General features: G+C 64.7%; 27 protein-coding genes and 2 tRNA genes. 14 read left to right on the top strand and 15 right to left on the bottom strand.

Annotated elements, in window-relative coordinates; all coding sequences use genetic code 11:
• The 9 genes from QF040_RS01200 to hemP all read left to right on the top strand — a co-directional run bounded on the left by QF040_RS01200 (position 1) and on the right by hemP (position 8384).
• Positions 1 to 999: an FAD:protein FMN transferase gene (locus tag QF040_RS01200; RefSeq protein WP_429609396.1), complete on the top strand. Its 999-nt coding sequence runs from the start codon at positions 1 to 3 to the stop codon at positions 997 to 999.
• Entirely contained in the window at positions 996 to 2354 is a 1359-nt protein-coding gene (locus tag QF040_RS01195; protein WP_429609394.1) for a sulfite reductase subunit alpha, read from the top strand. Before QF040_RS01200 ends, QF040_RS01195 begins: the two co-directional genes overlap by 4 nt.
• 240 nt (positions 2355 to 2594) lie before the next feature.
• Entirely contained in the window at positions 2595 to 4973 is a 2379-nt protein-coding gene (locus QF040_RS01190) for a catecholate siderophore receptor Fiu (protein WP_429609392.1), read from the top strand.
• 89 nt (positions 4974 to 5062) lie between these two features.
• The gene (locus tag QF040_RS01185) at positions 5063 to 5743 is read left to right on the top strand and encodes a Fe2+-dependent dioxygenase (RefSeq protein WP_429609390.1); all 681 of its coding nucleotides are present in this window, start codon (positions 5063 to 5065) and stop codon (positions 5741 to 5743) included.
• A 115-nt stretch (positions 5744 to 5858) separates the two neighbouring features.
• Positions 5859 to 6131 carry a (2Fe-2S)-binding protein gene (locus QF040_RS01180; protein WP_013540504.1) on the top strand — a complete coding sequence of 91 codons (273 nt, stop codon included), beginning with the start codon at positions 5859 to 5861 and terminating at the stop codon, positions 6129 to 6131.
• A gap of 101 nt (positions 6132 to 6232) precedes the next feature.
• Complete coding sequence (locus tag QF040_RS01175) at positions 6233 to 6916, top strand: energy transducer TonB (protein ID WP_429614593.1); 684 nt, start codon at positions 6233 to 6235, stop codon at positions 6914 to 6916.
• A gap of 22 nt (positions 6917 to 6938) precedes the next feature.
• Positions 6939 to 7655 carry a MotA/TolQ/ExbB proton channel family protein gene (locus tag QF040_RS01170; protein WP_429609388.1) on the top strand — a complete coding sequence of 239 codons (717 nt, stop codon included), beginning with the start codon at positions 6939 to 6941 and terminating at the stop codon, positions 7653 to 7655.
• Between the two features lie 5 nt (positions 7656 to 7660).
• Positions 7661 to 8074, top strand: a complete 414-nt coding sequence (locus QF040_RS01165; protein WP_013540501.1) for an ExbD/TolR family protein — start codon at positions 7661 to 7663, stop codon at positions 8072 to 8074.
• 97 nt (positions 8075 to 8171) lie between these two features.
• The gene (gene hemP, locus QF040_RS01160) at positions 8172 to 8384 is read left to right on the top strand and encodes a hemin uptake protein HemP (protein ID WP_013540500.1); all 213 of its coding nucleotides are present in this window, start codon (positions 8172 to 8174) and stop codon (positions 8382 to 8384) included.
• A gap of 186 nt (positions 8385 to 8570) precedes the next feature.
• Here hemP and QF040_RS01155 read toward each other — a convergent pair whose 3' ends face one another.
• Entirely contained in the window at positions 8571 to 8978 is a 408-nt protein-coding gene (locus tag QF040_RS01155; RefSeq protein ID WP_013540499.1) for a GlcG/HbpS family heme-binding protein, read from the bottom strand.
• A gap of 162 nt (positions 8979 to 9140) precedes the next feature.
• Between QF040_RS01155 and QF040_RS01150 the strand changes: the two genes are divergently transcribed.
• Entirely contained in the window at positions 9141 to 9842 is a 702-nt protein-coding gene (locus QF040_RS01150) for a Bax inhibitor-1/YccA family protein (protein WP_429609386.1), read from the top strand.
• Positions 9843 to 9890: 48 nt separating this feature from the next.
• Here the strand turns inward: QF040_RS01150 and rlmD are convergent, their stop codons facing one another.
• From rlmD to surE, 5 genes are read right to left on the bottom strand one after another with little or no spacing between them, the layout of a single operon-like run.
• On the bottom strand, positions 9891 to 11327 hold the full coding sequence (gene rlmD, locus QF040_RS01145) for a 23S rRNA (uracil(1939)-C(5))-methyltransferase RlmD (protein ID WP_429609385.1): 1437 nt from the start codon (positions 11325 to 11327) through the stop codon (positions 9891 to 9893).
• Between the two features lie 43 nt (positions 11328 to 11370).
• Complete coding sequence (locus QF040_RS01140) at positions 11371 to 12393, bottom strand: sigma-70 family RNA polymerase sigma factor (protein ID WP_429609383.1); 1023 nt, start codon at positions 12391 to 12393, stop codon at positions 11371 to 11373.
• 4 nt (positions 12394 to 12397) lie between these two features.
• Positions 12398 to 13306, bottom strand: a complete 909-nt coding sequence (locus QF040_RS01135) for a peptidoglycan DD-metalloendopeptidase family protein (RefSeq protein ID WP_429609381.1) — start codon at positions 13304 to 13306, stop codon at positions 12398 to 12400.
• 11 nt (positions 13307 to 13317) lie between these two features.
• On the bottom strand, positions 13318 to 14091 hold the full coding sequence (locus QF040_RS01130; protein ID WP_306877577.1) for a protein-L-isoaspartate(D-aspartate) O-methyltransferase: 774 nt from the start codon (positions 14089 to 14091) through the stop codon (positions 13318 to 13320).
• A gap of 1 nt (position 14092) precedes the next feature.
• Positions 14093 to 14851, bottom strand: coding sequence for a 5'/3'-nucleotidase SurE (gene surE, locus QF040_RS01125; protein ID WP_429609379.1), 759 nt, complete (start codon positions 14849 to 14851; stop codon positions 14093 to 14095).
• A gap of 127 nt (positions 14852 to 14978) precedes the next feature.
• On the opposite strand from surE, the gene QF040_RS01120 reads away from it, so the two are divergent.
• A complete protein-coding gene (locus QF040_RS01120; RefSeq protein WP_429614592.1) occupies positions 14979 to 15965 on the top strand; it encodes an NADPH:quinone oxidoreductase family protein in 987 nt (328 codons plus the stop codon).
• A gap of 82 nt (positions 15966 to 16047) precedes the next feature.
• Here QF040_RS01120 and QF040_RS01115 read toward each other — a convergent pair whose 3' ends face one another.
• From QF040_RS01115 to QF040_RS01105, 3 genes are all read right to left on the bottom strand, one after another.
• On the bottom strand, positions 16048 to 16389 hold the full coding sequence (locus tag QF040_RS01115; RefSeq protein ID WP_429609377.1) for an H-NS family nucleoid-associated regulatory protein: 342 nt from the start codon (positions 16387 to 16389) through the stop codon (positions 16048 to 16050).
• Between the two features lie 278 nt (positions 16390 to 16667).
• Positions 16668 to 16743: transfer RNA gene (locus QF040_RS01110), tRNA-His, on the bottom strand.
• A gap of 75 nt (positions 16744 to 16818) precedes the next feature.
• Entirely contained in the window at positions 16819 to 17511 is a 693-nt protein-coding gene (locus tag QF040_RS01105) for a YbhB/YbcL family Raf kinase inhibitor-like protein (protein ID WP_429609375.1), read from the bottom strand.
• A 146-nt stretch (positions 17512 to 17657) separates the two neighbouring features.
• Here QF040_RS01105 and QF040_RS01100 point away from each other — a divergent pair, with 146 nt between their 5' ends.
• Positions 17658 to 17906 (top strand): GlsB/YeaQ/YmgE family stress response membrane protein, encoded by a 249-nt coding sequence (locus QF040_RS01100; protein ID WP_013540415.1) that lies wholly within the window; start codon positions 17658 to 17660, stop codon positions 17904 to 17906.
• 51 nt (positions 17907 to 17957) lie between these two features.
• The gene (locus QF040_RS01095; RefSeq protein ID WP_429609374.1) at positions 17958 to 18290 is read left to right on the top strand and encodes a hypothetical protein; all 333 of its coding nucleotides are present in this window, start codon (positions 17958 to 17960) and stop codon (positions 18288 to 18290) included.
• 27 nt (positions 18291 to 18317) lie between these two features.
• Here QF040_RS01095 and QF040_RS01090 read toward each other — a convergent pair whose 3' ends face one another.
• The 6 genes from QF040_RS01090 to QF040_RS01065 form a co-directional block, all read right to left on the bottom strand.
• A complete protein-coding gene (locus QF040_RS01090; protein ID WP_429609373.1) occupies positions 18318 to 18992 on the bottom strand; it encodes a histidine phosphatase family protein in 675 nt (224 codons plus the stop codon).
• A 104-nt stretch (positions 18993 to 19096) separates the two neighbouring features.
• On the bottom strand, positions 19097 to 21013 hold the full coding sequence (locus tag QF040_RS01085) for a peptidyl-prolyl cis-trans isomerase (RefSeq protein ID WP_429609372.1): 1917 nt from the start codon (positions 21011 to 21013) through the stop codon (positions 19097 to 19099).
• A 77-nt stretch (positions 21014 to 21090) separates the two neighbouring features.
• A tRNA-Val gene (locus QF040_RS01080) sits at positions 21091 to 21166 on the bottom strand.
• A gap of 26 nt (positions 21167 to 21192) precedes the next feature.
• Positions 21193 to 21465, bottom strand: coding sequence for an HU family DNA-binding protein (locus tag QF040_RS01075; protein ID WP_007830705.1), 273 nt, complete (start codon positions 21463 to 21465; stop codon positions 21193 to 21195).
• Positions 21466 to 21699: 234 nt separating this feature from the next.
• Complete coding sequence (locus QF040_RS01070; RefSeq protein ID WP_013540411.1) at positions 21700 to 22785, bottom strand: tartrate dehydrogenase; 1086 nt, start codon at positions 22783 to 22785, stop codon at positions 21700 to 21702.
• Positions 22782 to 23693 (bottom strand): alpha/beta fold hydrolase, encoded by a 912-nt coding sequence (locus QF040_RS01065; protein ID WP_429609369.1) that lies wholly within the window; start codon positions 23691 to 23693, stop codon positions 22782 to 22784. The genes QF040_RS01070 and QF040_RS01065 overlap by 4 nt, the downstream gene beginning before the upstream one ends.
• Positions 23694 to 23763: 70 nt before the next feature.
• Between QF040_RS01065 and QF040_RS01060 the strand changes: the two genes are divergently transcribed.
• On the top strand, positions 23764 to 24741 hold the full coding sequence (locus tag QF040_RS01060) for a LysR substrate-binding domain-containing protein (RefSeq protein ID WP_429609367.1): 978 nt from the start codon (positions 23764 to 23766) through the stop codon (positions 24739 to 24741).
• Positions 24742 to 24743: the final 2 nt, after the last annotated feature.

Raw genomic sequence — 24743 nt, 5'->3', positions numbered from 1 at the left:
TTGGGACTTTCGTTCAGCACCTGGCGCGCAGGCGGTTACGCCAACGCGGCCGTCCCGCGTCGCGCCGACCCTGCCCGCCTGCAGCAACTGGGCGGGCAGACGATGGGCACGACCTGGTCGCTGCGCTTCGACAACCCGCGGATGCTTCCGCTGGAACAGGTGCGCGAAGCGGTCGATGCGGCGCTTGCGCGGGTCATCGCGCAGATGAGCCACTGGGAGCCGGCGTCGGACATCAGCCGCTTCAACTTTGCGCCTGCGGGCTCGCGGCACGCGCTGCCCGAGGAGTTCGCCGAGGTGATGCGCTGCGCCCTTCACTGGGCGCGCGTCAGCGGAGGCGCGATCGATCCGACTGTCGGCCCGCTGGTGGCTTGCTGGGGCTTCGGCCCTGACGCGGAAGAGAACAGCTTTCCCACGCCCGAAGCTGTCGCCGAACTGCGCACTCGCACGGGCTGGCAGCAGCTGGAATTCGACGAAGCGCGCGGCACCCTGCTGCAGCCGGGGAACGTCGCGCTCGATCTCTCGGGCATCGCCAAGGGTTTCGCAGTCGATCACGGCGTCGATGCCTTGCGCGGGCTCGGCCTCACCGACCTGCTCTTCGAGATCGGTGGCGAACTGCGCGGCATCGGTCGCCGTCCGGATGGGCAGCCGTGGCAGGTGCTGGTCGATGGCGAGTCACCTGCCGCGCAGCGCATTGCGCTGGCCGACATGGCCATCGCCACATCGGGCGACCGCTGGCATCGCCGCGAGCACGAAGGTCGCCGCTGGTCGCACACCATCGATCCGCGCAGCGGCGAACCGGTCGCGCACGCGCTGGCGAGCGTCACGGTGCTGCATGCGCACTGCATGCAGGCCGACGCGCTGGCCACCGTGCTGATCGTGCTGGGGCCGGACGACGGCCTCGCCTTCGCAGAGCGCCACGACATTGCGGCCCTGTTCATCGCCCACGACGACGTAGGTCCGCGAGCCACGCGAGCCTGGATCGCGCAGAACGGCGCATGACCGAGGCGATGTTGCGCACGCTGGGCGCGGGCGCCACGGCGACGGCCTATGCGGCGCTGTGCATTGCCATCTACGCGCGGCAACGACGGCAGCGCACCGCGGCAGTCCGCGAAGCGGCAGCGCTGTCGACCGACAGCGAAACGCCCCCGACCCTCGTGCTGTTCGCCAGCCAGACCGGCCAGGCGGAGACGATCGCCTGGCAGACGGCGCGGCAACTGCGTGCAGCAGGCACGCCGGTGCGCGTGATGGAGCTCAACGCACTCGATGCCAGCACGCTCGCCTCTGCAGACCGCGCGCTCTTCGTGGCAAGTACGTACGGCGAAGGCGATGCGCCCGATGGCGCCAGCGTGTTCGCGGAGCGGGTGATGGATTCACCCGTCGCCTTGTCTTCGCTTCGCTATGCCGTGCTGGCGCTCGGAGACCGCCAGTACAAGAACTTCTGCGGCTTCGGTCGCGCACTCGATGCGTGGCTGCATGCGGCCGGTGCCAGGCGCGATTTCGCATGCCTCGAGGTCGACAACAGCGACCCTGCCGCACTGGCCGACTGGCAGGCTCGATGGGGCGACGTTGCCGCCGATCAAAAAGACCCGGTCGACGCATTCGCGCCGTGGCGACTCACGACACGCGAGCTGCTCAACGCCGGCAGCGCCGGTGCGCCGGTCTTCCAGCTGGGCCTGGTGCCGCAGTCGGGCGCGATGCCTCACTGGGCTTCAGGCGACTTGGTACAGATCGCCGTTGCAAGCGACCCAGCGCGGCCTCGCGACTATTCGATCGCGTCGCTGCCCGCCGATGGCGAACTGCAGTTATTGGTGCGCCAGGAACAGCACCCCGATGGCACGTTCGGTGCCGCGTCCGGGCTGCTCACCTCTACGCTCACTCTCGGCGACACCGTCGCCTTGCGCCTGCGGCCACATCGCACCTTCCGCCTCGACGGCAATGAAACGCGGCCGCTGATCCTCATTGGCAATGGCACCGGGCTGGCCGGCCTTCGCGCTCATCTGCGCGCCCGTGCGGCGGCAGGCCGCAACGACAACTGGCTGGTGTTCGGCGAACGGCAGGCTGCTCATGACTTCCTCTGCCGCGAGGAAATCGAGACCTGGCAATCTTCCGGCGTGCTGCAGCGGCTCGACATGGTGTTCTCGCGCGATCAGCCCGAACGCCTTTATGTGCAGCACCGGCTGCTGCAAGCGGCCGATCAACTGCGCGCATGGCTGGACAACGGCGCGGCCGTTTACGTTTGCGGGAGCTTGCAAGGCATGGCGTCGGGAGTGGATGCAGCCTTGAAGCAGATTGCGGGCCCTGCACGCTGGGCGGAGTTGTCGGTCGCCGGACGATATCGCCGCGACGTCTATTGACCTTCGAGCGGACTCGCAGGCGGGTCAGTTGCTTACTGACAACAGTGCGGCAAAACTTATGGCTTAAGTTTGCAAATGTCTCTCAAAAGTTAATGAGAAACACTATTATTCGCATCGCTTTGCGCTCCTGCGCAAATTGACTCACCCAGCCAGTCCAGCGGTTTTCTCAATCTGAAAGCGTGCGTGCGGACATCGCCAGTCGAGTCCTTCAGTTCGCCGCCCCTTTTCGGAGAAAACTACATGGCCTACATCAAGAGCCGCAAACACGCCGTCGCGCGCGCCGTTCCCCACCTCTCCGGCGCTGCCGCCGCAACGCTGATGGCCATTGCGGCCCCCGCCGCCTTTGCGCAGGCAAACAGCGCACTGCCCGAAGTTCGCGTGCAGGACTCCGCAGGCGTCGACTACAAGACCGATACCTCGGCCAACCCCAAGTTCACGGCACCGCTGCTGAACACGCCGCAAACCGTGCAGGTGATCAAGGAACAGGTCATCCGCGAACAAGGCGCGACGACGCTGACCGAGGCGCTGCGCAACACGCCCGGCGTGGGCACCTTCTTCCTCGGGGAGAACGGCAACACGAACACCGGCGACGCGGTCTTCATGCGTGGCTTCGACAGCTCGAGCAGCATCTTCGTGGACGGCATCCGCGACCTCGGCTCGGTCTCGCGCGACGTCTTCAACATCGAGCAGGTCGAAGTCGTGAAGGGCCCGTCGGGCACCGACGTCGGCCGCACCTCGCCTACCGGCTACATCAATCTCGTCAGCAAGAAGCCGAAGCTCGAAGACAGCTTCCTCGGCTCGATCGGCTTCGGCAGCGCCGACTACAAGCGCGGCAGCATCGACTGGAACAAGTCGCTCAGCAGCGCCAACGGCATCGGCGCGGCATTCCGCCTGAACGCGGTGACGGAAGACTCGGGCGTTGCGGGCCGCGACTTCGTCAAGAACAAGCACACGGCCATTGCACCGTCGATCGCGCTCGGCCTGAACTCGCCCACGCGCTTCTACTTCGACTACCTGCACGTCGACCAGGACAACGTCCCCGACGGCGGCGTGCCGACCATTGGCCTGCCCAGCTACTCGAACCCCGATCCGACGGCGCTCGGCGCACGTCGCCGCAGTTTCCTGAACTACGCTGCACCGGTCGATTCGAAGAACTTCTACGGCACGTCGTACGACTTCAACAAGGTCACGGCGGACATGTTCACCGCGCGCGTCGAGCACGACTTCACGCCCGATGTCACGCTGCGCAACACCACGCGCTACGGCAAGACGAAGCAGGACTACATGCTGACGTCGTTCATGCTGGGCGGTCTCACGGCCACGGGCGCGCGGCCGAACGCGGGCACGGCCTTCCTCGACACGCCGATTCCTGGCCTGCCGTCCACCTGGACGGTCACGCGCAACTCGCCGACCAGCAAGACCCAGGAAAACACGATCTTCGTCAACCAGACGAACGTGACCGCCAAGTTCGACACCGGCAGCGTGAGCCACTCGCTGAGCGCAGGCGTCGAACTGATTCGCGAAGAACAGACGAACCTGGGCTACTTCGCCCCCGGCGCGCTGTTCAACGGCAAAGCGATCCAGAACGGCGCCTGGCCGGCTGCGAACCTCTACGCACCGAACCCCTATGTCAACGGCTACAGCCGCGTACAGAGCAGCGCCGACAGCAAGGGCGTGACCAACACCGTCGGCCTCTATGCCTTCGACACCATCAAGCTCAACGAGCAGTGGCAGATCACGGGCGGCCTGCGCTTCGATCACTACAACACGTCGTTCCAGGGCTCGACGCTGTCGACCGCAACGACCAACCCGGGCCTGCCGGTCGGCACGCTCGTGCCCTCGTCGCTCAAGCTCTCCGACAACCTGTTCACCGGCAAGATCGGCGTGGTCTACAAGCCCGTGAAGAACGGCAGCATCTACGCGGCCTACGGCACGTCGGCCCAGCCCCCGGGCGGCGCGAACTTCTCGCTGTCGGCCGCCGGTTCGGGCAACAGCGCCGCGCGCACCGACTTCCTGCCGCAGAAGGCCAAGACCTTCGAAATCGGCACGAAGTGGGACGTGATGAACGACAAGCTGTCGCTGACCGGCGCGATCTATCGCACCGACGTGACCAATGAAGTGGTGCAGGACCCGACCAACACCTCGGTCTACTACCAGAGCGGCAAGAAGCGCGTCCAGGGCATCGAACTGGGCCTGGCAGGCAGCATCACCGAACGCTGGGGCGTGACGGCCGGGTTCACGACGATGGACACCAAGGTTCAGAGCGGCCCCAACGTCACTGCCGACGGCACCAACGTGCTGGTCTACACCCCGAAGAACGCCTTCACGGCCTGGACCACCTACCAGTTCCCGTTCGGCCTGACCATCGGCGGCGGCGCGCGCTACAACGGCAAGCTGCACCGCGGCACCGATGGCGCGGTGGGTACGCCGGCCTACATCGACGCTTATTGGGTCTTCGACGCGATGGCTTCCTACCGCATCAACAAGAACGTCGATATCCAGCTGAACATCTCCAACCTGTTCGACAAGGAATACGCGGCAGCCATCAACAAGAGCGGCTACCGCTACACGCCGGGTACGCCTCGTTCGGCAAAGATCACGGCGAACTTCGCGTTCTGATCCTGTTGCGTGCGGGGTCCGCCCGGCGCGGTGCGAAACTTGAGCCCCGGCCTCCGCCGGGGCTTTTCTATTTGCGGAGTGCCTGAAAAATGATGCTGCATGTGCCCGACGTCTTGAGCCCCGCCCAGGTGCGCGATATGCGCGCCGCACTGGATGCGACGAACTGGATCGACGGCCGCGAGACGGTCGGCGCGCAAGGCGCACAGGTCAAGCGCAACCGGCAACTGCCGGAGTCATCGGATGTCGGACGCGAACTCGGCGCCACGGTTCTCGCTGCGCTGGCGCATCATTCGCTCTTCTTCTCAGCCGCACTGCCCTCGCGGTTTGTTCCGCCGCTCTTCAATCGCTATGAAGGGGGTGAGCACTACGGCGTCCACATCGACGGCGCGGTGCGCGCGCTGCCCGGAGGTGGCCAGCAGCTGCGCACCGACCTGTCCTGCACGCTGTTCCTGTGCGATCCGGAAGACTACGACGGCGGCGAGCTCGAGGTGATCGACACCTATGGCTCGCACGAGGTGAAATTGCCGGCCGGCGACCTCATTCTTTATCCGGCAAGCAGCCTGCACCGCGTTCACCCTGTGACGCGCGGGGCGCGGGTTTGCTCGTTCTTCTGGCTCCAGAGCATGGTGCGCAACGACCAGCAGCGCAGCATGCTGTTCGAACTCGACCAGAACATCCAGAAATTGCGCGCCCGGCTGGGCGAATGCGAGGAGACGGTGGCGCTGACGGGCCACTATCACAACCTTTTGCGGCTCTGGTCGGAGGTATAGCGGGGCTGCTGGAGAGTCATCGATAAGCCCAGTAACACCATAGTTATTGCAAATGCGATGGATTCTTATTTATAATCGGGCAACCAACAGCCAGCCAACTGCCCGCTTCACAGCCATGATCGTTTGCGTCTGCCATCGAGTTTCTGACCGTGAAATCGCACGCCATGTGCGAGCCGGCATGACTTTTGACGAAGTGCAATTCGAGCTGGGCGTGGCCACACAATGTGGCCAATGTGAAGGTTGTGCGCGCGATATCGTCGCGCAATGCAGCGCTTCGCATCCGACCGCCGCGTTGAATCGCGAATCGGGTCCGAGGGCGATCCAGCTTGCCAACTCCATCACGGAAAGCAAAGCATGGAACTCGTCTCGGCACTCGGCGGCAGCCTGATCCTGGTCGCAGGCTCGGTCTGGTGGATTTTTCGCAAGTAACGTCGTAGCGGTTTTGCTGCAATCGGGGCACGTTTTGGCGTGCCCGCATTCGAATGGTTGATCGTGTCTGACCGCTTTGCCCCTCCCCCCTCGGTTTTTGGTCTCTCGCGCAATGTCGTCATTGCGAGCGGTGTCGTCCTGTTTCACGCAGCCGCGCTCTGGGCGTTGCAAAGCGGGCTGCTTCGGCGGGCCGCGGAAGTGGTGATCCCGGTCGAAATAATGAGCCAGTTCATCGAAGCGCCAAAGCCCAAGGTGGAGCCTCCGCCACCTCCGCCGCCGCCGCCGAAAGTGACCAAGGCGCCGCCGCCCCCGCGACCGCAAGCCATTCGCGAACCCAAGCCCACGCCGGCGCCACAGGCGCCTGTCGGTACCACGGAGCCGCCGCCTCCTCCCGCGCCGCCTGCGCCGCCCACGCCCCCGGCTCCTCCCGCGCTGCCGCCCGCACCTCCGGCCCCACCGGCCGTTCAGCTGCCGTCGAGCAACGCCGACTACCTGCAGAACCCCAAAGCGGTCTATCCGGCCATGAGCAAGCGGCTCGGCGAACAGGGCAAGGTGATCGTCAAGGTCCTCGTCGGCGCGGACGGCCTGCCGAAAAGCGCCGAGATCAAGAAATCCAGCGGCTTCGAACGCCTGGACGAAGCTGCCATCGAATACATCATGAAATGCCGGTTCGTGCCCGGCAAGGTCAACGGCGTGGTTCAGGCCATGTCCTATGACGCCCCCGTCAACTACGTCCTGAACTAATTTTTCTCTGGAGCAACTTCGTATGGATTCCCAATTTGGCTTGATGAACGTCTGGAATCAGGGCGATTTCGTCACCAAGGCCGTCGCGGTGCTGTTGATCGGCATGTCGCTTGCGTCGTGGATCGTGATCATCGTCAAGGCGCTCGACGTCATCAAATACAAGCGCCTGGCCAAGAATTCGCAGGATTTCTGGCACAGCGAAGACTTCGCCACCGCCCTGAACAAGCTCGGCAAAGACGACGGCAATCCCTTCCGCGCACTCGCGCTCGAAGGCCGCGAGGCAGCAGCCCACCACCGCAACACCAAGGCCCACCTGCACGATGCGCTCGACGTGAGCGACTGGATCACGCGCGCCCTCCGCAACGGCATCGATGCATTCACTGCCCGCCTTCAAACCGGCCTGGCCATCCTGGCATCTGTGGGTTCCACGGCGCCGTTCATCGGCCTCTTCGGCACCGTTTGGGGCATCTACCACGCGCTGATGAGCATCGGCTCGGCCGGCCAGGCCACCATCGACAAGGTGGCGGGCCCCATCGGCGAGGCGCTGATCATGACGGCGCTCGGCTTGGCCGTGGCGATTCCCGCGGTGCTCGGCTACAACGCACTGGTTCGCGGCAACAAGTTCGTGCTGACCAAGCTCAACAGCTTCGCGCACGACCTGCATGCCTACTTCGTGACCGGCGCCCGCGTGCAAAGCGGTAGCGGCGACGCGATCGTGGTTCCGCTCAAGAAGGGCTGAACGCCATGGCTTTCGGAACACAAGACGAACCCGATGAGGTGATGAACGAGATCAACATGACGCCGCTGGTCGACGTCATGCTGGTGCTCCTGATCATCTTCATCATCACCGTGCCGGTGATGAAGCACGCGGTCAACATCGACCTGCCGCGCGCCAGCAGCGAGCCCGAGCAGCCCAAGCCGCAGAACATCCTGTTCAGTGTCACGGCAGACGGCAGCTACTACTGGAACGAGCAGAAAATCGACGACAGCGAGCTGCCCAACCGCCTTGCCGCCGAAGCCGCCAAGGAGCCGCAGCCCGAACTGCACATCCGCGGCGACAAGGCCGTGCGCTACGAGCGCGTGGCCAAGGCCATGTCGGAAGCGCGGGAAGCCGGCGTCAGGAAGATCGGTTTCATCACCGAACCCGACGCGAAGTGAACTGAATTCGAAGCGTGTGAAAAAAATCAATCTTCGCGATTGACTTCTTGTTGAGAATCATTATCATTCACTCATCGCTTCGATAAGGGAACCTCAAATGCCAGCCACACCGAATGCCTTCACTGTTCTGAACCATCCTTCGCTCGACCAATCGGGTGGCGGCCATGCGTCGATCCAGGCATCGCGTCCGGTGCCAATGGTCGAAAGCACGGAGCTTCTCAAAGGAAGCAAGACCGTGGGCATCATGCACAACGGTTCGCTCTACCGGCTCCAGGCCACCAAACTCGGCAAGCTGATCCTGACCAAGTAAATAAGTCACTCAGCCCGCCCTTCGCGCAAGTTTCATCGTGGGGCGACTCAAGGAGATTTATCTCCGAAGGGTCGTTTTTTGCTAGCCAACGGTTCGCCGACTAGCCAAGCTTTTTTTCACGCTGAACGCTCCAAAGAAAACGCCGACCTCGAAGTCGGCGTTTTGCTTTGTGCGGAGAGAAAAGACTCAGAGGCCGATTGCGGCAATGCCCGCCTTGGCAATCTGCGCGTCTTCGTTCGATTTGACGCCGCTCACGCCGACTGCGCCGATGACCTGGCCGTCCTTCACGATCGGCACGCCGCCTTCGAGCAGGCCCTGAACCGCGGGCGCCGTCAGGAAGGCCGTCCGGCCGCCGTTGATGATGTCTTCATAGACCTTGCTCTCGCGCCGGCCCATGGCAGCCGTGTGCGCCTTGGCCGGGGCGATGTGCGACGACAGCGCCGCGGCACCGTCCAGGCGCTGCAGCCAGAGCAGGTTGCCAGCATCGTCCGAGATGGCGATGGTCACGGCCCAGTTGTTCTTGAGAGCCTCGGCTTCGGCCGCTGCGGCGATGGCCTTGACGTCGGCGAGTTCGAGGAATGATTTGGTCTTCATGTTGAGCTCTGGTTGCGTAAAAACCCGACAGCATAACGGCCGCCCGCCTCGAAACCGCCAGGACGCTTAAGAACAACCTGGATACGGTCTTTAGCGCCCCCTCCTCTTGCAGACACCTAGAATGCGCCCAACTGCGCAGCAGCAACCACAGGAGCTTCGGCCATGAACGACCGCGTCACCACCCTCGACACTTCCACAGGCTACGGCCAGACGTTGCCGCAGGCGGAGCGCCAACGCGTCCTGCGCAATACCTATTGGCTGCTGGCACTGAGCCTGCTGCCCACCGTGCTGGGTGCCTGGTTCGGCGTGAGCACCGGACTCACGCGCTCGCTCACCGGCGGACTCGGCCTGATCGTCTTCCTCGGCGGCGCCTTCGGCTTCATGTTCGCCATCGAGAAGACCAAGAACTCGGCAGCCGGCGTGCCGGTGCTGCTGGCCTTCACCTTCTTCATGGGCCTGATGCTGTCGCGCCTGATCGCGATGGTGCTCGGCTTCAAGAACGGCTCCGAACTCGTCATGACCGCCTTCGGTGGCACCGCAGGCGTGTTCTTCGTCATGGCCTCGCTGGCCACCTTCATCAAGCGCGACCTGTCGGGCATGGGCAAGTTCCTGTTCGTCGGCGCGATGGTGCTGATGTTCGGCGCGATCATCAACGTGTTCGTCGGCTCGACCACGGGCATGCTGGTCATCTCGGTGGCCGCCATCGGCATCTTCTCTGCCTACATGCTCTATGACCTGAAGCAGATCATGGACGGCGGCGAAACCAACTACATCACCGCCACGCTGGCCCTGTACCTCGACCTCTTCAACGTGTTCCAGAGCCTGCTGGCGCTGCTGGGCATCTTCGGCGGCGAACGCGACTGAGCGAGCGAAAACCGCGCTCAAGGACAAAGGGCCCTTTCGGGCCCTTTTTCATTCCAGGTCGAAGACGGCAATCGACTCGACGTGCGCCGTGTGCGGGAACATGTTGACCACCCCCGCGAAGGTGCATCGATAGCCCGCTTGATGCACCAGCAAACCAGCATCGCGCGCAAGCGTCGATGGGTTGCAGCTCACGTACACGATGCGCTTGGGCGGCGTCCATCCATCGGTGCGCAACTCGGGCTGCTGATGCAGGTCGGCCATCGCCTTGGCGAGCGCGAAAGCGCCTTCGCGCGGCGGATCGACCAGCCACTTGTCGGCGCTGCCGTCGGCGACCAGCATGGCCGGCGTCATCTCGAACAGGTTGCGCGCGACGAACGTGGTCGGCGAGAGCGCCCGCCGAGCGCTCGTTGCGGGCTCGTTCTTCCTGAGGTTGTCGGTCGCGCGCGCCACGAGCGTGTCGCTGCCTTCGATGCCCAGCACCTCGCGCGCCCGGCTCGCCAGCGGCAAGGTGAAATTGCCGAGACCGCAGAACCAGTCGATGACCCGCTCGTCGGACTGCACATCAAGCAGCCGAAGCGCCTTGCCCACCAGCGCGCGGTTGATGTGCGGATTCACCTGCGTGAAATCGGTGGGCTTGAACGGCATCGTGACGCCGAATTCGGGCAGCCGGTAAGCCAGCGGCATGCCGCCCTCTTCCAGCAGCTTCACCGTCTCCGGCCCCTTGGCCTGCAACCACCACTGGACACCTTCGTTCTGGGCGGCAAATGCCTTGAGCCGGTCAATGTCGGCGCGCGACAGGGGCTCCAGGTGCCGCAGCACCAGCGCGATCGTGCCAAGTGCGGTGGAGTCCGGCGCATCGCCGCAAGCCAGCTCGATTTGCGGGCAGGTCTCGCGCGCATCCATCGAGCCGATCAGTGCGCGCAACGGCATCAGCATGTCGCTGACCTGCTTGGGCAGCACCGGGCACACCTGCATGTCGGCGAGGTAGCGGCTCTTGCGCTCGTGAAAGCCGATCAGCACCGTGCCCTTCTTGACCACGTGGCGCACCGACAACCGCGCGCGGTAGCGGTAATGCCATGCCGGGCCTTCGAGCGGACGCAACACGTTTTCAGGGCGCACCTTGCCCAGGTGCCAGAGGTTGTCTTCCAGCGCGCGCTGCTTCACGGCCACCTGCGCCGCGGCGTCCAGGTGCTGCATCTTGCAGCCGCCGCAAGCCCCGGTGTGCAGGCCGAAATGCGGGCAGCCCGGGCGCACCCGCTGCGACGATTCGCGCCGGATGTGGGTGACCGTGCCTTGTTCCCAGTTGTTCTTGCGGCGATGGACGTTGAACTGCACTTCCTCGAAAGGCAATGCGCCTTCGATGAAAACGACCATGCCGTCGGCCTTGTGGGAAACGCCCTGCGCATCGAGGTCGAGCGACTCGACTTTCAGCCATTCTTCGCCGGGATTCGTGGGGACTTTCTTTTCTTCGATGGGTTCCGTCATTCCCCGATTGTCTCAGCGCGGCCGCCCCGTTTTTTTGCCTCCGCTAGAACAGCGCGTCCCGCCCGATGCCCGAGCGCGCCAACTGCCGGCGCATCTTGGCCAGCGCCTCGTTCTGGATCTGCCTGACGCGCTCGCGCGTGAGGCCCAGGCGCACGCTCAGCACTTCGAGCGTTTCGGGTTCTCGGTCATGCAGGCCATAGCGGCCTTCCAGCACCTCGCGCTCGCGTGCGTCGAGCGCGTGGATCCACTGGTCGAGCAGACGCTCCACCTCGTGTGCCTGGGTCACGCCGCCAGGATTGCCCTGCTCATCGTCGGATGCCACCGTGTCCGCGAGCGTGAAGCCCTCCTCCCCGCGCGCATCGCCGGCATCGAGCGAGCGCGGCGCTTCGGAAAGCGCCAGCAGGTCGGCCACGTCCTGCACGTCGCGGCCGAGCAGCGCCGCGATGTCCTCCACGCGCACACCATCGGGGCGGCGCGCAACGAACTCGGCATCGCCTTCGAGGGCACGGCGCGCGCGCAGCACCTGCTGCAGCTCGCGCACCACATGCACCGGCAAGCGAATCGCGCGCGCCTGGGTCATGACCGCGCGTTCGACCGACTGGCGAATCCACCAGGTCGCATAGGTGGAGAAGCGAAAACCGCGCTCGGGCTCGAACTTGGTGATGGCGTGCATCAGTCCGAGATTGCCCTCTTCGATGAGGTCCGAGAGCGGCACGCCGCGGCCGAGATACCCCTTGGCAATGTTGACCACGAGCCGGAGGTTGTGCTCGATCATCGATTGCCGCGCCGCGAAGTCGCCGGACCGCGCGGCGCAGGCGGTCTGGAATTCCTCGTCGGGGGTGAAGAGCTCGGTACGCCGGACCTGGCGCAGGTAGATGGTCAGCGCGTCAGCGCCTTCGCCACCGATCAGCTCGGCCTTGGCGCCGCGCGGCAGCGCCGCGTTGAGCTCCACAGGGTCGGCCGGAATATTCTCGTCGGGCGAGATTTCCTTGTCGCCGGAAGACCTGCCACCTCTGCCCGCCAGCCCGCGCACAGGCAGCGTGCGACGGGGGCGGGAGGCAGCCATGGCATCACCGGCCGGGCAGGTAGCGTGACGGGTCGACGGGCTTGCCCTGGCGGCGGATCTCGAAATGCAGCTTCACGCGATCGGCGTCGCTGTTGCCCATTTCGGCGATCTTCTGGCCCTTCTGAACCGACTGGTCTTCCTTCACGAGCAGCGCCTGGTTGTGCGCATAGGCCGTGAGGTAGGTGTTGTTGTGCTTCAGGATGATGAGGTTGCCGTAGCCGCGAAGGCCCGCGCCCGCATACACCACACGACCGTCGGCCGCAGCCAGCACGGGGTCGCCCGCCTTTCCGCTGATGTCGTAGCCCTTGTTCTTGGCTTCATCGAAGCCGGCGATGAGCGAACCGCTCGCGGGCCAGATCCAGCCGAGGTCTTCGTCGCCCGAACTTCCGCTGCCGGGACTTGCCGGAGAAGCCGTGACAGGCGTCGCCGGCTTCACCGGCGTGCTTGCGCCGCTGGCTGGAACAGGTGCGATCCCCGGGGGCGGCGTCACGGGCTTGGTGACGGCGCCTTCCGAACCCGAAACTGCGGGAGCGGTTGCAACGGCCGTGCCCGAACCCGACGGCGGAATCACGCGCAGCACCTGGCCCACTTCGATCAGGTCGGGGTTGTCCAGATTGTTCCAGCGGGCGATGTCCTGCCAGCGTTGTCCGGTGTCGCTGCCGATGCGGCGGATCGTGTCGCCGGGTCGCACGGCGTAGTAGCCAGGCTTGCCGTAGTTCTCGATGCCCTGGAGCGGCTTGCCGTTGGCATCGACGGTGATGGGAGGACCACCCGGCGTGGCACCGGGCGCTCGCGACATGGTGCCGCGGTCCTCGACGGGTGCCGGCCCGCGCGGTGCGGAGCAGCCCGCGATCACGAGCACAACGGCCAACGTGATGCCCGCGAACAAACTCCGATTGCCAAAACCCTGCATTTGTTATTCCTTCAAGCGATGCCCGATTTTAGGGGGACAAAGTGAACCGCCTCAAGAATGAGACGCTCCAGTCCTCGGGCGGTTTTGTCGATGACGACGAGGGCTTGTCCGCCCTTGTCCGAATGGGTCGGCGCGACGATGCGCCCGCCGACCGCGAGTTGTGAAATCCAGGCCTCCGGAACGGCTTCGCCGCCGGCCGCCGCGATGATGCCCGCGTAGGGCGCGCCCTTCGCATAGCCGATCATTCCGTCGCCCAGCATCAGGTGCACCGTGGCCAGCCGGAAGTGCCGCAGGTTCGTGCGCGCACGCTCGTGCAGGCCGCGCAGGCGCTCGATGCTGTAGACCTCGGTCGCCACATGGTTCAGCACAGCGGCCTGGTAGCCGCAGCCGGTGCCGATCTCGAGCACGCGGCCAAGGCGGTCCTGCGGCTTGCCAGCCAGCGCGGGCGCAGCAAGCAGGAGCTCGATCATTCGGGCCACCACGCTCGGCTTGGAGATCGTCTGCCCCAGGCCGATCGGCAAGCTGGTGTCTTCGTACGCCTGGTTGACCAGCGCGCTGTCGACGAAGCGATGCCGCTCGACGGCCCCCATCGCGCGCAGCACGCGCGGATCGGAAATGCCCTGCGCCGCGAGCTTCTGCACCATGCGCGCGCGCACGGCGTCGGAGGCCATCGAGGGCGTGGACGGCACCATCGGCTTGGCCGGCACGGCAGGCATGCGCCCGCGCGTGGCTGCCGAAGCGGTGGGTGTCAGGCGAACCGGGAAACTCGGCCGTTGCGTGGCCATGTCAATTGCCGAGACGGGCCACCGTCTCGCGCCATTGGCCCAGGTTGGCGTGGTCGGTCAGGTCGATCTGCAGCGGCGTGAGGGCAATGTGGCCGGCGGCGGTGGCGTGGAAGTCGGTGCCTTCTCCGCTGTCCTTGGCGCCGCCCGCGCCGGCAATCCAGTACATCGTCTCGCCGCGCGGGCTGTCCTGGGTAATGACCTTCTCCGCAGCGTGCCGGCGGCCGAGCCGGCAGACCTTGACCGGCTTCAGCTCGTCGAACGGCCGGTTCGGCACGTTCACGTTGAGCAGGAAGGCCGGGCCGCCGATCATCCTTTCGCGCTCGACCTGCTGCACCAGACGACGCGCGACTTGCGCTGCCGCATCCACATGCGCCCAACCCTTTTCGATCTGCGAGAAAGCAATCGCCGGAATGCCGAAGAGGTAAGCCTCCATGGCCGCGCCGACGGTGCCTGAATAGATGGTGTCGTCGCCCATGTTGGCGCCGTTGTTGATGCCGGAGACCACGAGGTCGGGCCGGTAGTCGAGCAGGCCCTTGAGCGCGATGTGCACGCAATCGGCCGGCGTGCCGGTGACGTAGCGAAAACCGTTGTGCGCCTTGTGCACGTAAAGCGGTGCGGCCAGCGTGAGCGCGTTCGACTTGGCGCTGTTGTTGTGTTCGGGTGCGACCACCTCGACGTCGGCGATGTCCTTGAGCGCGTCGTGCAGTGCGACGATGCCCGGCGCCTGGAAGCCGTCGTCATTGGAAATAAGTATCTTCATGGTGCTTTTCGGTGCACCGGATTGTAGGCGTCGGGTGCGTCGCAGCAGGGACAAGGACGCCCTGCCGCGGCACCTATCATGCCCGCAGTCATTGCCTCAACATTACCCATCCGAAGGAGACCCGAGCATGCACGCATGGCTTTGCGAAAACCCCGTTGGCGTCGACGCGCTCACCTGGAAAGAACTGCCGACACCCACGCCGGGCCCGGGGCAGGTGCTGATCGAGATCAAGGCCGCCAGCCTGAATTTCCCCGACCTGCTGATCGTGCAGAACAAGTACCAGATGAAGCCGCCCCTGCCCTTCGTTCCCGGCTCGGAATACGCGGGCGTCATTCAGGCGGTCGGCGAAGGCGTGACGCACCTGAAGGTGGGCCAGAACGTGGCGTGCCTCTCGGGCACCGGTGGTTTCGGCACCCACACGCTGGCCCCCGCGGCGCTGTGCATGCCGCTGCCCGAGGGCTTCGGCCATGTCGACGCGGCCGCGTTCATCATGATTTACGCCACCTCGTGGCACGCGCTCATGGACCGCGCGCAGCTCAAGGCCGGGGAAACCGTGCTGGTGCTGGGTGCAGCAGGTGGCGTGGGGACCGCAGCCATCCAGATTGCAAAGGCCGCCGGTGCAAAAGTGATTGCAGCCGCCTCGACCGATGAGAAATGTGAGCTCTGCCAGTCCATTGGCGCCGATGCGACGATCAACTACACGACGCACGCATTGCCCAACGGTTTTCGCGATGCCATCAAGGCCGCCACCGACGGCAAGGGCCCGGATGTCATTTACGATCCCGTCGGCGGCGATTTTGCAGAACCCGCTTTTCGCTCCATTGGCTGGCGCGGCCGCTATTTGGTGGTGGGTTTTGCGTCGGGTCCCATTCCGTCGCTGCCATTGAATCTGACGCTGTTGAAAGGCGCATCGCTCGTGGGCGTGTTCTGGGGCGATTTCGCCAGACGCGAACCCAAGGCCAATGCGCAGATGATGGCCGAATTGGCACAGTGGTACGGCCAGGGAAAGATCAAGCCGGTGATCGACAGCACGATGCCGATGGCTGAATTGAAGGCCGCATACGCACACATGGGTTCGCGCGGCGTCAAAGGAAAACTGGTGATGGTGAACTGAGCGAACCTCGTTTCAACCGCCCAATAAAAAAGCCCGCGCATGCGGGCTTTTTTATTGATAAAAGTTCGGCGATTCGCAGCGCTTACTTGATCTCGTAATCAGAAAGCGACTTGCCGGCAGCCAATGCTTCGGTCACCCAGCGCGGCTTGCGGCCACGGCCGCCAGACCAGGTTTCGCCGGTCGGGCCGCGGTATTTGGCGGCTGCCTTGGGCGCTGCGGCACCTGCACTGCGTTTGACGGCTGCACCGCGGCCGCCGAGTTTCAGGTCGGAAGCGGTCAAACCGAATTCCGCGATCTTCTTGCGCAACTCTTCGATCACGCCCGCGCGTTCTTGGTTACGGAGGTCTTCAGCCTGCTTCCGCAATTGAGCAATCTGCTCGTCGTGCTTCTTGATCTGGGAATTGATATCGGCAAGGGAAGCCATTGTTGGACTCCTGTAAATTGAAAACGGGTGGATTTTAATTCAGTTTGCATTTGTCACAAGCACATTGGCACCAGAAAAAATGCCTGCCCAACGGGTTAATGCAACAGCGCGCAACGTAAAGCGAACCGCTTTGCCTCTGTATATCGAGGAGAACAAGAGGAGAGAAGTCGACGGACAACTGCTGCAACGAACAGGGTGCCGGAAATGACAACGCCGGGTAAACCCGGCGTTGGAATCCCTTGATTGCTATTGCGAAATAGCGACAGGGAGATATTTTTTGGGGTGGCTGATGGGACTCGAACCCACGACGACCAGAATCACAATCTGGGACTCTACCAGCTGAGCTACAGCCACCGCAGAGCCCGCAATTGTAGCGTCAAAAATCGCGGTTTTGACTCCAGCGAGTCGCAACGTGGTTGAAATTCACATTCAGCCCGCCGCCAGAGGGCCCGGGGCGCCGACGGCCTCTTCTATCTTGATGGAGCCATCGGATCGCTCGCACGTGCCGATCAGCAGGCCGCTGGCAACAGCGTGGTCGCGCAATTCGCCGAATACTTCATCGCGCCCTGGCTCTTCGGAAAACACAGGAACGCTGTCGAGCGCGAACAACTGGAAAGCGTAGCGATGCACACCGTGGCCGGGCGGCGGGTCCGGCGGCAGCCAGGTGGCCTGCAGGCTCGAATTGCGCCCGACGTGCAAACCGGCGCCTTCCTGATCGTTGCCGGGAATGGCGGCCTCCACCAGCCTGTCGTCCTCGGGCCTCAAGCCGACCACGATGGCATGCACCAGCGGATTCGGCGTGGGGGAATCGGCGTCCTCCACGATCAACACCAGCGATGCGACGCCTGAAGGCAGCCCCGTCCATTGCAAAGGCGGCGAGACGCCCTCTCCATCGGCTGTGTAGCGCGGCGGTATCGGCGCGTGATCGGCAAAGGCCACGCTGGTCACCGCAATCGACGCCATGCCTTCGCGCAGGCCGAGCGTGTTGAAAACGATGTTGTCCAGACCAGCGCGCACGCCGTGCAATGCGCGGCCGACGGCTTCGGGTAATTTTTCAAGCATGCATCCGGTATAGCCCGGCATGCATCCATGTTCTGTAGGACGCCGCAGCGCACTCGCCACCGACCTTGCTGCAGAAATTCGCGTTCACATGCGCCGATGCCCATCGCTGGTGCGACGGCTCACATGGCTCCGCTATCATCGATGCGGCCCGCGCAGACGGGCTCGGCTTTTCGCCACTTCCACTTCACCGCCAAAGGAATTTCTTCATGAGCATCGTTTGGACTATTCTGATCGGGTTCGTCGTGGGTCTGGTGGCACGCGCCGTCAAGCCGGGCGACGATTCCGCAGGCTTCATCGTCACGACGCTGATCGGCATTGCGGGTTCGCTGATCGTCACCTACGTCGGCCAGGCCATGGGCTGGTACACCGCAGGCCAGGGCGCCGGCTTCATCGCTTCCGTGCTGGGCGCGATCGTGCTGCTGATCCTCTATGGCCTGATCAAGCGCAAGAGCTGATACCCGCGCGGCCTTGCCGAAGCCGCACCGTGCGGCCAGGCCGCGACCCCCATGCCCCGCAAGCCACGCGCCAAGCACCACGTCTACGTGGTCGAACTCGATGATCGCGTGTGGAACAGCAGCCGCTTCAGGCGCGCCAACCCCGACTACCAGTTCGGCAAGCCCTTCGTTTATGTGGGCATGACCGGGCTGGATCCCGACATCCGCTTCGACAAGCACAAGGCCGGCATCCAGGCCAACAGCTTCGTGCAGGAGTTCGGCGTGCGCCTGCTGCCCGCGCTCTATGAGCGCTACAACCCGATGCCCTACGACGACGCGCGCCTGATGGAGGTCGACCTCGGCATCGCCTTGCGCAAGGCCGGCTACGGCGTCTGGCAGGCCTGACGCGGCGCAGCGCGACTCAGGGAAATATCAGGAGTACGTGACCCAGTCCTCGTACGTCGGCCCATCGAGATGCGGCAGCGTGTTGTAGGTCACCAGCATGTGGCGCTTCGGCGTGAACGCGAACTCCGTCACCGAGGTGTTGCGGATGCGCAGGTTGAGTTCGATGGTCGTCTCTGCGCTCGTGCCCAGCACGTGGCCGACCGCAGTGCTGATCGGCCCTCCGCTCGACACCACCAGCACCTTCGCGCCGTGATGCCGGTCACGCACATGATCAAGCGCAGTCGTCACACCGGCGAGAAAGTCGACATAGCTCGGCATCCCGGCCGGCGCCGTCTTGCCCTGCATCCAGGCGCCCAGGCCTTGGCGCAGCAGGCGGAAGTGATGGCGGTACATCTCGGGTGAATCCGGCTTCTCTAGCTTGCCTTCGTGAATCGTGGCGATGATCGCTTCGCTGTCGTATTCGTTGAGCCCGGGCCACGGCAGCACGTCGTCGCGCTCCAGGCCCAGGCCCTTGGCGATGCCCTCCCATGTCTGGCGATGCCGCTTCAAGGTGCCGGTGATGACGGCATCGAATGCCATGCCTCGCTCGCGCCAATATTCACCCATGCGCACGGACTGCCGATGGCCGAGCTCGCTCAGGTTGTCATAGTCGGCAGCGCCGAAACTGGCTTGCCCATGGCGCACGAGGTAGAGGGTTCCCATGCGCCGGATTCTGGCAAGAAGCGCAGGCCGCGCTTGTCCCACGTGCGACCAAAAAAAAGCCCGGGTCATCGACCCGGGCGTTCGTTTTGCGGAGCAGCCTCGCGTCAGCGGGCGGATGCCACAGGCAGCGTGTCCGCCGGCTTCGGCACGAGGATCTCGGCCTTGAAGCGTTCCTTCAGCAGCTTGTAGTACGCATCGGCCTCCGCTGCCGTCACCGACTGGCCGACCTGCGCGCTCTCTTGCTGCGCCTGCTCGGGCGGCGGCGGTGTGCGCGGAACCACCTTGGTCACACGCACCACCGCGTAGCCTTGCGCGCCCAGGTCGACGCCCACCAGCGAAGGCAGCTTGGCTGCATTGGCGCGGAGCGCAGCGTCGATCACCGGCATGGGTTGCGACTGCGCATCGATGCGCGAGACGGTGACCGGGGCAGCGAAGGTCGCACCATCCGCCTTGGCGGTCCAGGCCGCGAGCTTGGCTTCGCCTTCGGTCTTGGCCAGCACGGCTGCGCGCTCGGTGACGAGCTGCGCACGAATCTTGTCCTTGACCTCGGCCAGCGGGATCGGATGCGCGGGCGTGTACTGCGTCACGCGGCCCGAGGCGAGCTGGCTGGAGCCGACCTCGATTGCTTCGGTGTTCTGCTTGCGCTCGAGCGAGTCGCCGGCATACAGCGCGCTCAGGAAGTTGCGGCTGGCCAGCGGGCCCTTGGCGCCCGGCGCGGGGGTGCGCGGGACATTGGTCGCGGTCTGGATCGTGAGCTTGAGCTTTTCCGCAGCGGGCTTGAGGCTGTCGGGCTGTTGGTACACCGCATCGGTGAACACCTCGGCGGCCTTCGCGAATTCCTGCGCGGCCTGCGCGGCGCGGACTTCGCTTTCGATGGTTGCACGAACCTGCTCGAAGGGCGGCACAACGGCCGGCTTGATGTCGACGAGATGGATGATGTGATAGCCGAACTCGGTTTCGACGACGCCGCTGATCTCGCCCTTCTTCAGCGCGAACATCGCGTCTTCGAACGGCTTGACCATCGCGCCCCTGGTGACGAAATCGAGGTCTCCGCCCTTCTCTGCCGAACCGGGGTCCTGCGAGTTCTTGCGCGCCACGTCGGCGAAAGTGTTCGGTGCCTTCTTCACGTCGGCGAGCAGCTGCTCGGCCTTGGCCTTCGCCTTTTCGCGATCGGCGGCGGACATGCTGGCCGGCGCGGTGATCAGGATGTGGCTCGCGCGGCGCTCTTCCTTCGTGCCGAAGCGCGCGGTGTTCTGTTCGTAGTAGGTCTTGAGGTCGGCTTCGCTGACGACGACGTTCTTCTTGGCCGCGTCGAGATCGAGCACGAGATATTCGATGCTGGCCTGTTCGGGCGCCTGGAACTGCGAGGTGTGGTCCTTGTAGTAGGCCTCGATGTCGGCGTCGCTCACGGTCACCTTCGAGGCGAAGCTCTCAGGGGCGAAGCGGGCCACCTGGATTTCGCGGCGATCGTAGAAGGCGTTGACCGTGGCGGCCACCAGTGCCGGCGGCGTGAGGGCCGTGCCCGACACACCGAGCAGCACCTGCTGCGTGGACATGTCGGCGCGCACCTGCGCTTCGTATTGCTCGGGCGTGCGGCCCGTCACGCGAAGGAAGGTCTCGCGGTCGAACTTGCCGTCGGGCGTGCGGAAGGACGCCAAGCCCGGGTCCTGCGCGAAGATCCGCGAGAGACGATCTTCGGAGACGGTCATGTTCGCCTTGGCGGCGGCTGCGGCCAGCACGCGGTCGCGCACCATGCGCTCCAGCGTGGCATAGCGCAAGGCGTCCGAATCGAGCACCGTCGGATCGACGTTGGGCGACTGCTGGCGGATGCGGTCCGTCTCGATGCGATGCTGCGCATCCCATTCCGGCTTGGTGATGTCGCCGCCTTCGATGTGGGCAACCTTCTCGTCGCGGCCGGAGCCCTGGTAACGCTCCACACCGAAGAGCACGAACGAGGGAATGATCAGCAAGAACAAGAAAATCATGACGATCTTGTTGTACTTGCGGAAGAAATCAAACATGCTTGAACACTCTTTTTCGACGGATGTCGGACGGCAATAAAAAAGGCGAACTGGTGTTCGCCTTTGCATCTGGGTGGTGGTGGGTGCTGAGGGGCTCGAACCCCCGACCTACGCCTTGTAAGGGCGCCGCTCTACCAACTGAGCTAAGCACCCCACCGGAATACTCTCCGAGTCTAGTCTCAGTTCAGCGCGTCTTTCAGCGCCTTGCCCGGACGGAACTTCGGAATCTTGGCTGCCTTGATTTTAATCGCGTCGCCGGTGCGGGGATTCCGGCCGGTGCGGGCGGCCCGTTTGCCTACTGCGAAAGTGCCGAAACCGACGAGCGAAACGGAGCCGCCCTTTTTGAGCGTGGTACGAATGGCGCCGATGGTGGATTCGAGCGCGCGCGTGGCAGCTGCTTTGGAAATATCGGCGTTCTTTGCGATGTGCTCAATCAGTTCGGTCTTGTTCACAAGGGCCCCTTGTAGAGAAAAAGTTGGTCGGCTTTCGTCAGCTGCGACCTGGCCGCGGGTGGGTGCGACTCAAGAGCTTGGCAGGCCTGACGCCTCGGCAGCGCGCTGCCAGCGAGGATTACAACCACTGCCCTGCAGGGTGTCAATAAGACACGACGGCACGCAGAACAGCGGAGCGCGCGATTTTAGGGGCGTTTTGTCGCGCACTTTCCGGCGCGTTTCGTGAAGTACTTTTCAAAGCGCTTCAGCGATTGCCTTTCCGAGGTCGCTGGTGCTCGCGGTGCCGCCGATATCCGGTGTACGCGGTGCTCCGCTTTGGGGCGCGAGCACCTTCTCGATGGTCGAGAGGATCGCATCGTGCGCTTCCTTGTGGCCGAGGAACTCCAGCATCATCGCGCCGCACCAGATCTGCCCGATCGGGTTCGCGATGCCCTTGCCCGCGATGTCCGGCGCCGAGCCATGCACCGGTTCGAACAGCGACGGCGTGGTGCGCTCTGGGTTCAGGTTGGCGCTCGGCGCGATGCCGATGGTGCCGGTGCAGGCCGGCCCGAGGTCCGAGAGGATGTCGCCGAAGAGATTGCTCGCCACCACCACGTCGAAGAAGTCGGGACGCTGAACGAAGTGCGCGGTGAGGATGTCGATGTGGAACTTGTCGAGCTTCACGCCCGCGTAGTTCTTCGCCATCTCGGCCACGCGCTCGTCCCAGTAGGGCATGGTGATCGAGATGCCGTTCGACTTGGTGGCGCTCGTCAGGTGTTTCTTCGGCCGCGATTGCGCGAGCTCGAACGCGAACTTGAGCACGCGGTCCACGCCCACGCGCGACATCACCGTCTCCTGCACCACGATCTCGCGCGGCGTGCCTTCGTACATGCGCCCGCCGATGCTCGAGTACTCGCCTTCGGTGTTCTCGCGCACGATGTACATGTCGATCTCGCCGGGCTGGCGCGGCGTGCCGTCGCGGCGCACCACGGGCGCAATGATGCCGGGCATGAGGCGCGCGGGGCGCAGGTTGATGTACTGGTCGAACTCGCGGCGGAACAGCAGCAGCGAGCCCCAGAGCGAGATGTGATCGGGAATCTTCTCGGGCCAGCCGACCGCGCCGAAGAAGATCGCATCGTGGCCGCCGATCTGGTCCTTCCAGTTGTCGGGCAGCATCTTGCCGTGCTTCTCGCAGTAGTCCCAGCTCGAAAAATCGAAGTGGTCGAATTTCAGATCGATGCCGAACTTGCGCGCCGCCGCATCGACCACGCGCAGGCCCTCTGGCATGGTCTCCTTGCCGATGCCGTCGCCGGCGATGACTGCGATTCTGTGGGTGCTCATGGAGTGGCTCCTGCTTGTTGGATGGGTGAAAAGAATGCGAGCGCCTCGGCGAGCAATTCGGCCGGGGCTTCTTCGGGAATGTAGTGGCCGCACGGCAGCGCGCGGCCCGAGATGTCGTTGGCGCACGCGCGCCATAGCGCGAGCACATCGAAGCACTTGCCCACCGCGCCGTGCTCGCCCCAGAGCACGCGCAGCGGTTGCGCGAGCTTGCGGCCGGCGGCGAGGTCCGCGCGGTCATGCACGAGATCGATGGTGGCGGAGGCGCGGTAGTCCTCGCAGATGGATTCGGCCGTGCCGGGAATGCCGGCGCATCGCTCGTACTCGGCCAGCACCTCGGGTGCGAAAGGCGCGAGGCCTGCGTGCCGACCGCCCATCACGCTGCGTACGTAACGCGCCGGATCGGAAGCGATCAGCGCCTCGGGCAACGGCGGCGGCTGGATAAGAAAGAACCAGTGCCAGTAGGCTTTCGCGAAAGCCTCGGAAGTGTTCTCGTACATCGCGAGCGTGGGCGCGATATCGAGCAGCAGCATGCGCTCGACCGCAGCCGCATGGTCCACCGCGAGCCGGTGCGCCACGCGTGCGCCGCGGTCGTGCGCCAGCACGCCGAAGCGTTCGAAGCCGTGGTGCCGCATGGCGGCGAGCGCATCGAGCGCCATTTCGCGCTTGCTGTAGACCGCGTGCTCGACATCGGCGGTCGGCCGGCCCGAGTCGCCGTAGCCACGCAGGTCCACTGCGACCACGGTGAACTGCTCGGCCAATTGCGGTGCCACGCGATGCCAGATCGCATGCGTCTGCGGATGGCCGTGCAGCAACAGCAGCGGCGCGCCCCTGCCGCCGACGCGGCCATGGATGCGCACGCCGTTGCGCTCGATGTCGAAGGTGGGAAAGGTGAGGAAGGAGTTGGTCACGGAACGATTGTGCGTTGCGCCCCGGCGATCATCAAGCAACAATCAGCCAATTCATACTTTCCAGATTGGCATGAATTCATCCTCGCTGGAACGCGGCGATCTCGAACTGGTGCTGGCAATTCGCGACCAGGGCAGCCTCGCCGGCGCGGCCGCCACGCTAGACGTCGTGCCCTCTGTCATCACCAAGCGACTGGGTGCGCTCGAGGGCCGGCTCGGGCAGCGGCTGTTCGACCGGACCACACGGCGCCTCAACGTCACTGCCGAAGGCGAGGCGGTGTGCCTGCATGCGCGCGCGTTGCTCGAAGGCTTTGCCGCGCTCGAAAGCGAACTCGGCGAGCGGCAGAACGCGCTGGTCGGCACGATCCGCCTTGCCGCGACCTTCGGCTTCGGCAGGCGCTGGCTAGGGCCGGCACTTGCTACCTTCCAGGCCCGGCACCCCGCCCTTCAGATCGAACTGCTGCTGACTGAGCAACTCCCCGACCTCGGCGCCGAAGGCTACGACGGCGCGCTTTGGCTGTGGGCCGTGCAGCAACACCGTGCGGCCGACTGGATCACGCGCCGCATCGCGCGCAACCAGCGCGTGCTGGCGGCCGCGCCGTCGTACATTGCGCAGCACGGCACGCCGGCCACGGTCGACGCGCTGACCTCGCACGCCTGCCTGGTCGCGCGCGAGAACGGCGAGATCAACCAGCGCCAGTTCGTACTCTGGACGCTGCGTCATGTGCGCGACGGCAGCACCGCGCGCGTTCGCGTGCAGGGGCCGCTCGCGAGCAATTCGGGAGAGATGGTGCGCGACTGGTGCATGGCGGGCCACGGCGTCATGCTGCGCAGCCTCTGGGACATCGCGCCGCAACTGGCCAGCGGCGAACTGGTGCGCGTGCTGCCGCAGTACACGATGCCCGATGCCGACATCCACTGGGTCGCGCCCTGGCGGCCGAAGACACCGCGCCGCGTGCGGCTGTTGGTCGATCACCTCGCAGAGCAGTTTCGCGGCGAGCCGTGGAAGCCGGCGAAGGCGGGGAAGACGGGGACGACGGGCGAGCGCTGAGG

Origin of the sequence: Variovorax sp. W2I14, from assembly GCF_050435205.1 — a bacterium.
GTDB lineage: Bacteria > Pseudomonadota > Gammaproteobacteria > Burkholderiales > Burkholderiaceae_C > Variovorax > Variovorax paradoxus_C.
This window is presented reverse-complemented; position numbering and strand designations above follow the sequence as displayed.